Origin of the sequence: Sneathiella limimaris, assembly GCF_012932565.1 — a bacterium.
Classification (GTDB): Bacteria; Pseudomonadota; Alphaproteobacteria; order Sneathiellales; family Sneathiellaceae; genus Sneathiella; species Sneathiella limimaris.
On the sequence record NZ_JABBYJ010000001.1, the window covers coordinates 47,678 to 62,302 of the forward strand.

14 protein-coding genes and 1 tRNA gene are annotated in these 14,625 nt (G+C 50.1%); 4 read left to right on the forward strand and 11 right to left on the reverse strand.

The annotated features are described in order from the left end of the window. Positions 1-199: 199 nt before the first annotated feature. The gene (locus tag HH301_RS00225; protein WP_169566027.1) at positions 200-1,594 is read right to left on the reverse strand and encodes a methyl-accepting chemotaxis protein; all 1,395 of its coding nucleotides are present in this window, start codon (positions 1,592-1,594) and stop codon (positions 200-202) included. Between the two features lie 221 nt (positions 1,595-1,815). On the opposite strand from HH301_RS00225, the gene HH301_RS00230 reads away from it, so the two are divergent. Next, a tRNA-Arg gene (locus tag HH301_RS00230) sits at positions 1,816-1,892 on the forward strand. Between the two features lie 21 nt (positions 1,893-1,913). Here the strand turns inward: HH301_RS00230 and HH301_RS00235 are convergent. The 4 genes from HH301_RS00235 to HH301_RS00250 all read right to left on the reverse strand — a co-directional run bounded on the left by HH301_RS00235 (position 1,914) and on the right by HH301_RS00250 (position 7,547). Then, positions 1,914-2,159, reverse strand: coding sequence for a hypothetical protein (locus HH301_RS00235; RefSeq protein WP_169566028.1), 246 nt, complete (start codon positions 2,157-2,159; stop codon positions 1,914-1,916). Positions 2,160-2,273: 114 nt separating this feature from the next. Then, positions 2,274-2,879 carry a hypothetical protein gene (locus HH301_RS00240; protein WP_169566029.1) on the reverse strand — a complete coding sequence of 202 codons (606 nt, stop codon included), beginning with the start codon at positions 2,877-2,879 and terminating at the stop codon, positions 2,274-2,276. A 680-nt stretch (positions 2,880-3,559) separates the two neighbouring features. After that, positions 3,560-5,968 (reverse strand): YbcC family protein, encoded by a 2,409-nt coding sequence (locus HH301_RS00245; protein WP_169566030.1) that lies wholly within the window; start codon positions 5,966-5,968, stop codon positions 3,560-3,562. After that, positions 5,961-7,547, reverse strand: coding sequence for a proton-conducting transporter transmembrane domain-containing protein (locus tag HH301_RS00250; protein WP_169566031.1), 1,587 nt, complete (start codon positions 7,545-7,547; stop codon positions 5,961-5,963). The genes HH301_RS00245 and HH301_RS00250 overlap by 8 nt, the downstream gene beginning before the upstream one ends. Positions 7,548-7,649: 102 nt before the next feature. On the opposite strand from HH301_RS00250, the gene HH301_RS00255 reads away from it, so the two are divergent. Next, entirely contained in the window at positions 7,650-8,534 is an 885-nt protein-coding gene (locus HH301_RS00255; protein ID WP_169566032.1) for a LysR family transcriptional regulator, read from the forward strand. A gap of 69 nt (positions 8,535-8,603) precedes the next feature. On the opposite strand, the gene HH301_RS00260 is transcribed toward HH301_RS00255, so the two are convergent. Both HH301_RS00260 and HH301_RS00265 read right to left on the reverse strand, forming a co-directional pair. Then, on the reverse strand, positions 8,604-8,792 hold the full coding sequence (locus HH301_RS00260; protein ID WP_169566033.1) for a DUF3012 domain-containing protein: 189 nt from the start codon (positions 8,790-8,792) through the stop codon (positions 8,604-8,606). A gap of 58 nt (positions 8,793-8,850) precedes the next feature. Continuing rightward, a complete protein-coding gene (locus HH301_RS00265) occupies positions 8,851-9,726 on the reverse strand; it encodes an OmpA family protein (protein WP_169566034.1) in 876 nt (291 codons plus the stop codon). Positions 9,727-10,141: 415 nt separating this feature from the next. On the opposite strand from HH301_RS00265, the gene HH301_RS00270 reads away from it, so the two are divergent. Beyond that, on the forward strand, positions 10,142-11,113 hold the full coding sequence (locus HH301_RS00270) for a cation diffusion facilitator family transporter (RefSeq protein ID WP_169566035.1): 972 nt from the start codon (positions 10,142-10,144) through the stop codon (positions 11,111-11,113). 8 nt (positions 11,114-11,121) lie between these two features. Here the strand turns inward: HH301_RS00270 and HH301_RS00275 are convergent, their stop codons facing one another. The 4 genes from HH301_RS00275 to HH301_RS00290 all read right to left on the reverse strand — a co-directional run bounded on the left by HH301_RS00275 (position 11,122) and on the right by HH301_RS00290 (position 13,246). Continuing rightward, positions 11,122-11,532: a hypothetical protein gene (locus HH301_RS00275; protein WP_169566036.1), complete on the reverse strand. Its 411-nt coding sequence runs from the start codon at positions 11,530-11,532 to the stop codon at positions 11,122-11,124. Between the two features lie 91 nt (positions 11,533-11,623). After that, on the reverse strand, positions 11,624-11,842 hold the full coding sequence (locus HH301_RS00280; RefSeq protein WP_169566037.1) for a DUF3126 family protein: 219 nt from the start codon (positions 11,840-11,842) through the stop codon (positions 11,624-11,626). A gap of 16 nt (positions 11,843-11,858) precedes the next feature. Next, complete coding sequence (locus HH301_RS17915) at positions 11,859-12,344, reverse strand: cold-shock protein (protein WP_169566038.1); 486 nt, start codon at positions 12,342-12,344, stop codon at positions 11,859-11,861. Between the two features lie 128 nt (positions 12,345-12,472). Then, positions 12,473-13,246, reverse strand: coding sequence for a CbiX/SirB N-terminal domain-containing protein (locus tag HH301_RS00290; RefSeq protein ID WP_169566039.1), 774 nt, complete (start codon positions 13,244-13,246; stop codon positions 12,473-12,475). A 260-nt stretch (positions 13,247-13,506) separates the two neighbouring features. On the opposite strand from HH301_RS00290, the gene HH301_RS00295 reads away from it, so the two are divergent. Beyond that, positions 13,507-14,541, forward strand: a complete 1,035-nt coding sequence (locus HH301_RS00295) for a C4-dicarboxylate TRAP transporter substrate-binding protein (RefSeq protein ID WP_169566040.1) — start codon at positions 13,507-13,509, stop codon at positions 14,539-14,541. Positions 14,542-14,625: the final 84 nt, after the last annotated feature.

The following is a 14,625-nucleotide window of genomic DNA, read 5'->3' on the forward strand; positions in this document are numbered from 1 at the left end:
AAAATACGTGAGTGAACCAAGATTTCAGTGAGTAACTAAAGACTCAAAAAAAGGCGTGTTGTCGCCATGGGCCAAAGCCCGTGACAACAACGACGATCACGAATTAATCAGAAAATGTGACGGAGATATGTGCGCGCCGTTACAAACGATAATTGACATAAAAATCTATGGCAAAAATGCAACAAAAATGAAAGAAAGCCTAGTTTTCTGCGGGCTTATAAGCAAGCCGGAGCCCGCCCCAATGGCGACCCTTGACCATGATCGGCGCACTAAGATCCTTCATCGTGACAAAATTGCCACCCCCCATATCCCGCCGATAGGTTTGCAGCAGGATGGGATTCGTGTTTTTGGCAGCCGCCATCCCTGTCCGATCATCAAAGATCCGCCGATTACGACAGTTACCAGCGTTCCAATCGCTCTGACCCGGTTTTTGAGGGTGAGAGAATTTGTTGTTATGGGTCGGCAAATAAGCGTTCCGATCAACCGCTGCACAAAAAACAACGTTCGGGCTGAAATCCAGAACAGGTTCCTGTAACGGCGGCAATACCCGATCCGTAAACTCGGTAAAGCGGGTCATCACCTGCTCGGGATCAGAACCCGGGATTGGCATGTAATTCTCGTCGAACAAATCATCCATCGTGATTTGGCCAGCATCTAGCGCCGCCTCAAACTCAGAGGTGATAGCAGCAGAGACTTCCTTGACCTTATCAATAAAGGGACTGTCCTCTGTTTGATGACCACTATTGGCGATCACCTCGATCAGCATTTCGCTGACTTTCAGAAGCTCCTGCGCCTGGTTATCTGCAGTTGCGAGATTTTGCGATGTCTGCTCATTGCCTGAAATCAGTTCCGACATTTGCCGGGCGACGGTGTCGCACTGGCTCCGGTTCTGATCTGCCACCGTCGCAATATCCCCCACATTGGTATTGATCTGGTCGAGATTGCTTCGAAGGCTTTCAAAAATATCTGAAATACTGGTCGTTCCCTGCTGAACCGTTTCCGCCCGTTCTGTGTTGGTATGACTTTCCGTCTTCAGGGCATTGACCTGACTGGTCAGTTCCTTAACCGTATCCGAAATTTCCTCGGTCGCTTTGCGGGTTTCCGTTGCAAGGCTCTTGACCTCGTTGGCGACAACAGCAAATCCTTTGCCCGCTTCTCCAGCGCGGGCAGCCTCAATAGTCGCATTCAGCGCAAGGAGGTTTGTCTGACTAGCAATCCCTTCGATCCCAGCCGCAACCTTGGCAACGCTCTCAAGCGCCGCACTTAAACTGCCAAGCTGCGTTTCCATGTTCTGGACACCGGAGACAAGTGAATAAATACCCTCAACCGCATCCTGAATACTCTTTTGCGAAGTCTGGACATCGCCCGCGACAGCCGCTGTCGACTGACGAGTCCCTTCTACTGTCTGCCCGATATTGTGATTGGTGGAAACCATTTGCTCCACCTCTGAAATCAGCTGGCTGATCATGCCGCTCTGCGCTTCGCTGCGCTGATGCACTTCTGTAATCTGGCCTGCAATTTCAGCGGCCGTCACCCCAAGACCACCGGTTCGCTGAGCGATCTGAGCAATAATGTTAGCCTGATCTTCACTCATAAACTTCTTACCCTCTAAATACATACACACTTCCCCCCTTTGAAGGTGAATAAGGGATCAGGATGACAAGTTTAGGTAAAAGTTTGGTTAAGCAAATCCTAATTGATTAATATTTAATCACATTCTACTTATGACATCATAAAGCGCGAAACAGGGAGCCGACAAAAGGATTGATTACCACCGCCAGCGTGATATATCTCCAAAAGTCCCTTACGGACAGTGGCCCCGTAGCTCATCAGGATAGAGCATCAGATTCCTAATCTGGGGGTAGCAGGTTCGAGTCCTGCCGGGGTCACCATTTTGAGTTCACGGTTGTAAGCTATTTATCCTCAAACAGGCGTACTTTTGCTCTCTCAACCGCTACCATGAACAAATCCAAAGAAACAGAATTTACAACGTGATTTCTATCTAACTTAGGATTGGCAAACTCAATTCTCAGGCGATCACTACCAGCGTCCTGATTGAGTAAAGCAACATATTTGCCTGCGATATATATTTCAGCCACCAGTTGTTCATATTGATAATCGCTAGACAGAATGATTTCTATTTCACTTTCAATACTCATCAATCAATTACTCATCCAAATTATCTTGAGGCATCTATAATGGGCTAACACCTCTTGTAACTTTCTGAACTCTCTTCCAAACCTGTCCAGCAATGCCATTACCTCAGACCTGGTTCATGGAAGTTCGAAAGGTGTCCAGTGATATGTGGCCTTTCTTAACCGATTATTTGCAAAAAACAGCTCTACATAAGAATACGTCCTTGGAACAGAGTAAACCCAATGATCAGCTTCCATCAAAAGTCTGATATCTTCACCATTTAGCTTCGAAAGACTTATGTCTGATTTTACGAAATCGGCCTCTGCTATAGAATTCGGGACACTTTTCAAAAATTCTTCAACCTGAACCCGTACTTCCTGCAGGTGATCTCCAACCTTTACATCCATTACTTCCGGATTGTGAAAGTTTGTCATTACCTGGACTACAACTCCTTGCTTTAGAGTTATATGCCGATAATAAGCGCCTCCGGTGACAGAGATAGCGGGAGTATCCAGCAGAATTTTTAAATCTTCCAGGTTTTTCGGCGTAACGCGCTGTGGCGAAATTTTTTTAATTCTAACACGGTCAACTGCTGGCGGAAGCCTCAATGCTCTTAAAACAACTTCTTTTGAATCCAATATTTTATAGTTTTCAAACTCACCCGAGCTAGTTTCCCAGTCACAAGCCGTTATCGCAAATGACAAAGCCGTCAATAAAAAGAGCCAAATGCTTTTAAATACCATTCTCTCTCAACCCAACGAATATTCAATTCTCTAACCTTCGCATTAAGAGTATTATTGAACACTTAACACTCATTAATAGGGTAAATTTTCTTAGAGCTGCTTCTTCCCTTTTTCCAATTTTCCATCCCAAAACCCCCGCAAACACGGGTTTCGTGCCGGGTGGGAGGTGTCGATAGATGTTGGGTTCGCTGGCTGATCGGGTTGGTTTGATTTTCTGATTTGGATCAAGCCGTCAGCCGCTTTACGGCGTGTATTTCTGCATGGTGTCTCATCCCCCAATGAGCGTGTTTATGTACGCAACCGGTAAAAAGACCGGTGATGCGGTTACTTCTGTACTAACAGGTTACTCGGTATCAAAATTGGTACGCATGCATCACCGGCAAGTTTACTGAATTTTTAAAATGGTTTTGCACGTGTCGAAGATTTGGATCAGACGCTTATCATGTCGGTCACTTGTGCCCGACGCCCTGATCACAGGAAACCCAAAGAGACGTAAACTCAGAGGAAGCCCTTTCTGCACAGAAAAGCCCATATGGGAGGGCCAAACCCGCATTTCAAGAATTTTCTCAACAATCATTCAATTGTATTATTTATTCGCCGTTAAAACCTAAGAAAAAGGGCCGGCGGACCGGCCCTTATCTTTGGTTTCCTGCTGGGTTTTGGATTATTGCCTTGCCAGGTTAGGCGACGCGACGCTCGAAAGCGAGGGTATCCGTATCCACTGACTGCCATTGCAGATCACCGTCATACCGCCAGGCCATCACGCCGTTTTCGTCCAGCGCGAACAGGTGAAGCCACTTGTTATCGAACAGGGCACGGACAGCCTCATGCCGTTTCAAAATCTCTGTCATGGCTTCCCGCGGGGCTTCAATACAGACAGAGAGGCGCAAAGGATCATGCATGAGCTTTTCGCCATCATGAACGGACTGCCAGGGCAACCCTGCCCGCAATGTCCCGCCGTTCCCCTCCAGCACGCCAATGCCGCCTGTGACATTATGCAAAAGCTTGTTGCCGCCGCCGAAGACCTCGGGTGACACACTTGATCCATAATATTGCAGGCTGATCCAGCTTGCGACAACGACAGGTGCTGTCATGATCAATTCCAGCACAGAAAAATCCTTATCCTGCCGCCAGTTATATTCATGCAAAAAGGCGCGACCTTCCAGGTTTTTACCGGAAACCCGGCCATGAGGACTTGCAATAAACGCCTTGCAACCCGCCAAAGCCCATTCTGGACGCACTTCGGACCAGTCCTGGCTCCGCCGCTTAATATCCTTAGCCGTCTTGGCCCGTGGCAGCCGAAGCGCCCGTTCTGTTGCCGTGACCTTCGTTGCTTTGTTCAGCCAGCTTTTAACAGACTCAAGCCCTTTGAGGGATTTAGAAACTTCAAGATCTTGCTCAAACAAGGTCACTTCATCGGTCGTGGTATTATGCAAGGCCGCAATAAAGTGTGTGTCCTCAGGGATCTGGATCCCCCTGCTTGCCAGGGCGGCTTTGACCTCAGGATCATTGAGCAGACCCGCCAGAAGCCGGGCGTTCACTTCACCTGAATAGCCCCCACAGGCACCACACTGCAGGGCGCTGGCATGCGGGTTATTAACGACTTTCGCACCATGTCCAACCAACAGAACAATAGGCGCAAAATCCTGAGTTAAGGACATGGCCTGCAAAACCTTTTGCGCAGTTTCAACGCGGGTTTCCAGATCCGGCTGGGGATCGAAAACAGGACGTGGATCTATCTTGTCACTGGACTTGGTCAGGCCAAGCGCATCAAGGCCTAGTTTAGCGAAATACAAGGGGCCCGCGGCTTCAACAAAAGCGAAGGATGAGACAGCTGCCAGTTTAAAGCGACCCCATGCCCGTTTTGCCCGAGCGCCATAGCGGGATTGCTGGTCTTCTTGCGGCTTGCCATCTGCACGACTGTGCAATCCCGGATTGAGCAAGACGGGCAGACGGTGCTCTGAGACGTCCGAGGCAAATCCGTGATGGGATGTTGGCAAGCCAAAAAAGCCTGCAAAGCCCATTGTCCTGATCCCCGGATGTATGCTTTCAAGCGCCCGCCGGAAAACTTCGGAGCGCACATCAATACAAAAGGCAGCCAACAGATCTGGCCGATCAGAAGCAGGCTTTGCAACAGGCTTAGCCAAAAGCTCACCCAAGCGCCGCTGTTCCGCCCGTTCCGCTGCTTCCTGCAAGATCACATCCAGAACCTGATCCGCTGTTGGCTCCAGCGGGGCGCTATGGGCATCCTTCGCATTTTGCCATGCCTCCCTAATCGCGTCACCGCAGAGCTTGAACAAGGCTTCTTCCCACAGCAGCCGGATGGCCAGCAAATCAATGATCGCCTCGTCTGACTGGCCTGCAAGCTCTGCCTGCCATAGCTGATAACGGGCATATTGCGCCCAGCCGCCCATGGACATCAGAAGGGCATGGAAATAGGTTGGAAGTGCCTCTTCTGACAATCCAAGGGTCTGAACCGCCCGGACAATTGCACCAGCGGCCGTCTCAGGAGCCTGATCCACATGCTGGGCAAAGCCTTTCACGCCAATAATTCCCGGAGTCAAATCCCGCGTTGCAAAGGCCCGCCATTGTTTGAAGGCACCCCCTTCGCGCGGCGCACCCCATAAAGCCTGCCCCTGATCAAAATATCCTGCGGCCCAAAACCCGATGCGTTCTGCGACCAAATCAGGGCACTGAATATCAAGACAAGGGGTCGCCAGATCTGCAACTGTTGGCACAGCCTTCTGAGGAGCAGAAGGTTCCGACAGGTGACCTTTCAGCTCTTCAAGGCTTTCAGGCCGCTGACCAGCAGGAGCCGCCAAGCGGGCCGCTTCAAGATCAGCATCCGTGATTTTCCCACTCTCAAGTCTTTTCAGGTACCATTTCCGGGGCATTGTCACCCGGCTTCCAGACACCCGTGCAAGACGGGCACCTGTCATCGCGAGAGATTCATCCGCCTGTCCCAGATACGGATTGACCGCAACAGTCGAAGACAACGGCCAGGCTGGCGGGATAGACCGCGCTGCCTTATTCGCCGCGCCAAGACAGAGATCCAATTCAGCTTTATTCATTGTCAATTGCTCAGTCATTGTATGGGTACTCCCCGCTAGATGTAACGCGCCGTTGTGCAGACCAACTGCCTAGTATTCGATCAAACACCGCCTTGGCATAGAGGCCGTTGAAAAGGTGAACCCGGACATCCCGTGCTGCCGGATGGCTTGACCAGACCGGGAACAGGGACTGAGCGAAAGCGATGGCCCCAAAAGACAGAAGGGACAAGGCGATCAGCATCCATTCCAGCGGACCTGGAGGCGGTGTCTGAGGCAAGACATCCGCCATCAGATACTGGGCGCCACTTTGCAGAGCGAAATAACTGACTGAAGCGACGAGGGCATAGACTGCCATCTTACGCATCAGCGCCGCAGGTGCCGTATCGGCAAACCCTTGTGCCAACAGATACGCAACGCCAAAAATGAGGATCCCGCCAAGCGCGATGGATTGAGGCGACTTGCCGTCAAGGCCGAAGGCAAATCCGATCGCTACATAAATACCAATTGCCACCAGAAATGCCCGCGTGACCGCCCATCCATTTGGCGGCGCGATCGGTCCCGGGCGCTTGATAGCAGCCACGTTTTCAATGGCACTTCCGGATGACAGAAAGGCGTGTGCCTTGTAGAGCGAATGCGCCACGATATGCAGGAGTGCCAGCGGGAACAGGGCAAGGCCACATTGAAAGATCATAAAACCCATCTGGGCAATTGTTGACCAGGCCAGAGAGGTTTTAACAGCCGGCTGGGTGAGCATCACCAGGCTACCATAAATAGCCGTAAAGCCACCCACAATAACGAGCACCGCCAAAACACCCGGGCTCAGGAGCATCACATCGGCAAACCGGATCAACAGAAACCCTCCGGCATTAATGAGACCTGCATGTAAAAGAGCCGAGACCGGCGTGGGGGTTTCCATAACTTCGATCAACCAACCATGGGTCGGGAACTGGGCCGATTTCAGCAAGGCCGCGACCGCCAGAAGGCCACATGCCCACATCACCGCAACAGAGCTATCCCCGCCTTTTGCCAGGAAGAGGATCTGGGCGATGTCACCCGTTCCGTAACTGATTGCCAAAAGAACCGCCACGATCAGCAAAGCACCGTCGGCCAGTCTTGCCGTGACATATTTCTTGCGAGCAGCGCGCCGGGCCTGAAATCTTTCTGGATAGAAAAGCAGGAGATTGTGCAAAAACAAACTTGTGCAAATCCAGGCAATAACAAACTGCACCAGGTTACCGGCCTGCACCAGGAACAACACAGCAGTGATCGTCAATGACATCCAGGCCATAAAACGGGCTTGCCCGGCTTCACCCGCCAGATAGGTTCTGGAGTATCTGAGAACAACCCAGCCAACGCTTGAGACGAGTAACATCATCACGACACTCAGCGCATCGATCCGGGCAGAAAATCCAAAGTCGCTATAGCCAAGAGTTGGGCTTGTGCCCGCACCCTGCCAAATCAGCACGACAAGTGAAGCCAAGGAAACGCCAATCGTCAAAACACCTGCTACCTCACATAATCTCGTTGCGATTGAGACCTGTGACTTTCGAGCGGTCAGTGCAAAGATTGCAGCCACTACCAGCAGTGCGATTGCAAGATAAGGAAGTAAATAAATCACAACTGATCCTTCTGTTACGGTCAACTGAGAGGACGTTTAACAGAGGCAAAACATAATAAAAAATACATTGTAATTGACAATTCGTTCTATAAAATAGAACGAATGAGCCGTCTTAACTATCATCACCTGCGGTATTTCCGTGCCGTCGCCCATGATGGCAACCTGACCCGGACCGCTGAGCACCTGAACCTGTCGCAGTCAGCGCTGTCTGTTCAGATTAAACATCTAGAGGACAGCGTCGGTCACAAGCTGTTTGAGAGACGAGGTCGGCAACTGGAATTAACGGAGGCTGGCCGGATCGCCCTCGACTATGCGGATGTGATCTTCACCACGGGCGAAGAGTTGCTCGGCACCTTGAGCGGTGCTGGATCGAAGCGCAAATCGGTCCGCATTGGTGCCATGGCCACCCTGTCCCGAAACTTCCAGATCAAATTTCTGCAACCGTTGCTGGACCGGGATGATGTGGACATCGTCCTTCGCTCTGGCACGACCGGCGAGTTATTGAGAGAGCTTGAAGGGCTGAATCTGGACGTTGTTTTGCTCAATCAACCGGCGGCACGAGACCCGGCAAAGTCGCTTACCTCTCACCGGTTGGCCGAACAGCATGTCAGCTTAATTGGGCGCCCCGATAAATTCGAGCTTTTGAGCAACCTGAAAAGCATACTGGCCGTCAATCCTGTGATCATCCCAACCCTGGATAGCGGAATCCGCATTGAGTTTGACGCGCTGATGGATCGTTTGCATATAAAGCCGATCATCGCCGCAGAAGTGGATGATATGGCGATGCTCCGCCTGCTTACCCGAGAAGGTGTCGGCCTTGCGGTTATTCCGCCCATTGTTGTTAGGGATGAGCTGGATAGCGGGCTGCTTGCTGAATATGCCAGCCTGCCTAAGATTGTGGAATCTTTCTACGCAGTCCTTCCAGAGCGAAAATTTCCCAACCCAATTATCCAGGAACTGCTGCAGCAGGACACGATTGCGACCTGAATGACTGCGTTAAGTCATTAAAAAAGGGCCGGCAAGCCGACCCTTTTCATTTTCACATAACTGTTTCCGTTAGAGGACACAGTGCTTGGCGAAGTCTGCAGCTTCCTTAGCGGTCACGTTTTCAACGCCTTTTTCTTTGATGTCCTTACACCATTCTTCGCTGCCAACCTCAGGGGAGCAAGCGCCGAGCAGTGTTGCGAGGGCAAAAACAGAAGCACCTGCGACAATCGCGGTTTTCAGTTTTGAGAGACTTTTCATCAATTCATACTTTCAGTTAATCAAAAGGGAGCGGATGCCCGCTCCCCTTCTCAGACTATTAGCGGCTTTCGACTGTGATTGTCGCGCGGCGGTTTTCCTGCTTCTTCACACCATCTGGTGTTGGAACAGCAAGACGATCTTCCGCGTAGCTCCGCATGATCACGTTCTTTGGATCCAGACCCATGTCCATTGCCATTTCAGCAACGGCTTCTGAACGACGCTCGGAAAGAACTTCGTTGTAAGCTTTTGAGCCGGATGTATCTGTGTAACCAGCAATGGTCACACGAGGACGCTTGAAGTTTTTCACATAGTCAACAGCAGCTTTAATCTGAGCGTCGCCACCAGGTAGCATTGCTGTGCTATCGAACTTGAACAGCACTTGGAAAGTCTTGGCTTCAGCCATCATTTCTTTTGGTGCAGGAGCTGGTGCTGGAGCCGGAGCTGGCTTGGCAACCATTGTCATTTTATCAACATCAGCCATTGCAGCGATGAAGGCATCCCGACAAGCTGCGATGTGATCTGGCTGGAAGTTTTCTTCCTGTTCCTGAACCCAGCAGTCAAAGCTGGTTTGCGCACGGGCGAGCTGCACTGTGGCTTTTTCTTTGGCAGTTCCGTTCAGAGCTGCAACCAGACGCTCGTAAGCACCAGTCATCACAGGAACACGGTTTTCTGGAATTTTCCATTCACCTGGGTTGTAAGGTGCGACGTCCTTGCCCATGGCGGCAACCATTGCTTTTTCAGCAAAACGGTCAGAGTCGGTGTAATCCCCTTCACCATACTCACCTTTGGACAGGGCAATGTAGTCGTTATAGAGCGCAGTGCTGAACGCAGAACCCTGCGCAGTCATCATTTCGGCTTCACCCAATTTGCCACCACAAGCGGCAAGAGTAACGGAAGCTGCCCCAAGAACAGCAAAGGTCAAAACTTTTTTCATATCTCTCCCCTAACTTTGAGTAATTAAGTACTCAAACAGAGTTTTGGTATCAATTAGGTACTGGGTACTTAAAGTGGCTAAATTAGCCAAAATACTTAGAACCAACTTATATCAAGGTATCGGCTTCTGTTACTAATTTATAGAACTCCTTTTACTTTGCAACGAACAGTTACAAAAAAGCAGCAAAATCAGCCCCTAACCAACCAATAAGTTGATAAGTTAATTTATTAGACTATCGGGGATATTGGAGGAAGATGTCAGTAATGTGGCGGATTCTATTTGCAGTCACTTTTCGAATTCTAGATGTGTCCTTAAAAGCACTCAATTAACAGGAACACTCGTCACACCCAATTTCCTTCAAATACGCACCAAACTGAACTAACTTAAAAGAACGTCAAACAGTAAAGGATTAGACATGACTGCCGGCGATGACCTGAACCATAGCCATGCGCATGGACATGCTCATGATCATTCTCACGGGCATGGGCATGTGCAGGGGCAGGGGCATGGGCATTCTCACCATCATGTCCCTGATGTTACCGAAGACAGTGAGAAGCGGGTTTTCTGGGTCATGCTGCTGACCGGCGGCTATATGATCCTGCAAGTTCTGGGGGGACTGTTCGCCGGATCCCTTGCCCTGATCGCGGATAGCGGTCATATGCTGTCAGACACGGCAGCGCTAGGACTTGCCTGGTTTGGCTTTCGGCTCGCCAAGAAACCGGCCGATGACAAACGAACCTATGGCTATCACCGCTTTCAGATTCTGGCTGCCTTTACCAATGGATTAACCCTGTTTTTTATCGCCGGCTGGATCGTTATCGAAGCTATTGACAGGCTCATCAACCCGGGGGACGTTCTCTCTCTGCCCATGCTGTTTGTTGCCATCGCAGGCCTGCTGGTCAACATCATCGGGTTTGTTATTCTGCATAAGGGGGACAGCCATAATGTAAACATGCAAGGAGCGCTCCTTCATGTTCTGGGTGATCTGTTGGGTTCAGTTGCGGCGATAGTTGCCGCGTTGATCATTATGTTTACAGGCTGGGTGGCGGCAGACCCGATCCTGTCCGTTGTGGTCGCTGTGATCATTCTGAAAAGCGGCTATGGCATTGTTCGAAAAACCGGGCATATCCTGCTGGAGGGAACTCCGGAACATCTGGATTTAGGTGAAATCAAGGATGATCTGACCCGCGAATTCCCTGAGGTTTTGGATGCCCATCACCTACACGCCTGGTCATTAACGGCGGAAAGAGTTCTGCTAACCGTCCACGTGCGGATCAGTAAAGAGACGAATATCGAAAGCCTGCTGCCCCGCATCAACAGTTTCCTCAAAGATGAATATGAAGTGGGTCACGCCACCGTTCAGTTTGAATATGAGGTCTGCTGCTAAGCTGCAGGTTAATTACTGAAAGTTGGCCGGGCCGTGTGAACGGAGGCGAGAGGTTTCCCCCAAGGTCCGGAACTTCGAACAGCGATCCAGCGAAACGGCGGCTGCATGGCCTTGACGATTTCGGTGGTCCCACCGCGGATCACTTCAACAGACATGGGTTGCAGCGCGCCTTTTTTCTCAATATTGCAGCGAAAAGCCGTTGTTGGCAGCCAAAGCTTGGCGGGCAGCTTCCCGCCGATCCGCTGACGGGAAAAATCGCCTGAGATTTTCCGAAGATAACAATCGCCAGCATAAGGCTCCCCATCGGGGCCATTGATGCGCAGCTCTATCATTTCGTCAGCACTGACACCTGTCGCAAAAACCGCCAAATTGACCAGCAACATAACGCCAACAGAAATTTTTAAAACAACTCGCATCATGATCTTCACTTTCGATGAGATCACACCCTAAAACAAAAACCCGGCTAGAATATGGCCGGGTTTCGTCAATGGAGGGGGTAATAAATCCAGCCTAGGAGGTTTCCGGCAGATCGATATCCAAAATTGTCATATGCATGTTGTAGGAGACTTCGCCTTCATCCTCATCCCGAAAGACAACGGCAATAAATTCATCACCAAGGAGAACTTCTGCTGATCCGTCAGCGGGGCGACGCTCTTTAACAACAAAGGCGTCATTATTGAATTTTTCCCGCAAATACCGTTGAACCCGGAGGGCTTCTGTTCTTGTCATATCACTCTCTTAAATTTCAGATGAGTTCCAGTTTGTCCGCAATCGGGCCCTTGAGACCCTGGCGAACTTCGACTTTAACTTTGGCATCCATGCCAAATTTTTCCATATCCACTTCAGAACGCTCCAGCATGTTCACGTGGAAGAAGATTTCCTTGCCGCCTGCATCTGGCGTGATCAGGCCATAGCCGATTTCTTCGTCAAATGTTGTAACGACACCTGTTGCCTCAACTTCCTGGGCAGCGGGACCATCAGCTTCACCTTCTTCAGGTTCATAAACCTTGGAGACCTGGGCACCCCGATCACCTTCGGTCAGATCCACAACAATCCGCATGCCTTCCGCCAGTTCAGTATAAGACGTATCCTGAAGCGCAGAAATATGGATAAAGGCGTCAGACGAGCCGTCAGACGGAGAGACGAACCCGAACCCTTTTCCTTCATCAAAAAACTTTACCGTAGCCGCGATTTGTTTCTTCGCGGGTTTTGCAGATTTGCGATCAACCATCCAGTAAGGACCTCTTTATTAATTTCTAACCTTGCAATACAGAAATCGGCAGAAAATCTCAACTGAATCCTGCCCCCTGCCCACAAATTCCTTAAGACGTAGCAATTATGTACCGGTAAAATTGCCGGTCAATTCTTATCAACCAAAGATGCGGCACGTCGACTGATACTGTCCTGAATAAGGCGAACAACCTCGGCCCGCTCCCCAACAGCGCCTTCGTAAAAGACAGCAACACCCGCCTTTGAGCCGGTATCACTTTTCTGCCAGTCAGCGATTTCTGTCGGGACATCCTGATTGGCATGCGGACCGCCTCCGGCAAAAAGGCCGAGACAAATAATGGTGGCAAAGCGCCCGGCCAAGCGATCAAGACCGTCAGCAATAGTTGGGTTTTGTTCGAGAAAGGCGACATCGACCGCCCCAAAGGCACTGATGTTGGCAAGCGCGGATTGTTGAAGCCGGGCCGCCTCTTCAGAAGCCGAACTTTTCCCAGACCCATGCGCGATCAGCAGAACAGCAGTTTCTGATGGCTCCAACTTCAAATTCCGGAGCCTTTCCAGTGCCATGGATTTCAGAATCATAGCCAGTTCAGGGTCTACCCCAAAAGCATCACACATATAAAGTTGACGATCTGCCTCAATCCGCTGTCCATCCTTCAGCGAAAAAACAGAAGGAATGCGCTGTTTCACAAAAAATCCATCACTCATAAAAAAGGGAAGCAGAAAGATTTCGCCTTCCGGGAGCTCTGGCAAGTCACTTCCTGCCTTCAAGAAATACGTCTGAATAGTGCCAAACCGATGACTGAGGGACAGTGTTTTCGCATGCTCAATCGCAGCTTCTTCCGCTGTTTTAGAGACAGAAGAACCATGACCAATTATAAGGAGTGACGGACGGGACGGTTGCATGCAAATCCTATATCCCAGTGAACAGATCCGGTAAACAGAATTCCCCTAAAAAACGGCAGAAAGCCTGCTCAAAAAACAGGCAAAGCCTACATATACGAGTAATAAGAAGATTAAATAAAGCGCAATAGATGTAAAATACCCTGCTATGCTTCCCTTACGTCCAACAACTGGTTGAACTCAAAAGAAAAGCGTGCTTTAGTTTCCAACATAATAAAAACCATAAATAACAAACAGCAGTAGACTAATAGGGAGAAAAAACAATGCTCAAGAAGACATTGCTGTCAGTAGCTGCCGCCTCAACTGTTCTGGGGTTCGCATATAGTGCATCCGCAGCAGACATGGTGGACGGTCCAAGTGTTCGGTGGAATCTATCCGTATGGGGTAAATCCCGTGCCTTTACAGCCGGCATCGAAACCCTCAGCAAAGTTGCTGATGAACGCACCGGCGGCAAATTCAAAATCAAGATCCATTACGGTGAAGCACTTTCCAAGTCCCGTGAAAACCTAGACGGTATCAAGCTTGGCGCTTTCCAGATGGCAATGTTCTGTTCTGCATATCACCCAGACAAGAACCCATCTTTGACAGGTCTGGACCTTCCATTCCTGCCATTTCCAAACCTGAAAGTTCAGGCAAAAGTGCATGACGCCTATTATAGCCACCCAGCTGTTGCAGCTGACCTGGCCCGGTGGGATGCGAAACTGCTGATGAGCTCTCTGCTGCCACAGTATGAATTTACAGGTGTTGGCGATGCGCCAAAAACCCTGGAAGACTGGAAAGGCATGCGTGTTCGTGCCCTGGGTGGTATCGGTAAAGCGATGACTAAGCTCGGTGCGATCCCAACAACAGTGACAGCCTCTGAAGTGTACACATCACTGGAGCGCGGTACGGTTGATGCGGCATCCTTCCCGTTCACATATGCCCATGTTGCTTACAAGCTGACTGACATTGGTAAATGGTACACAGCAAACCTGAGCCCAGGCGCTAACAACTGCCCAGTTGTGGTCAACACAAAAGCTTGGGACAAACTGCCTGCTCAGTATCAGAAACTGTTGGAAGACACAAAACCAGCAGCTTACGAAGCTCTGTTTGCAGCTTATGAAAAAGCTGACACCAAGAACTTCCCTCTGATGAAAGAAAAAGGCCTGGAAGCCATCACTTACTCTGATGAAGAACTGGCCCGTTTCCGTAAAGTTGGCGCACAGCCAGTATGGGATGACTGGGTAAAAGACATGAACGAAAAAGGTCTGCCAGCAGAAGAGCTGCTGAACCTGATCATGACGACTGCCAAGCAGTAAAACTGGAATTGGAAGGGTCGGTGAATTTTAACTTTGCCGACCCTTTTTTTACATCTCCAGCTAAGTTCAAATTCAGTCTCAAGA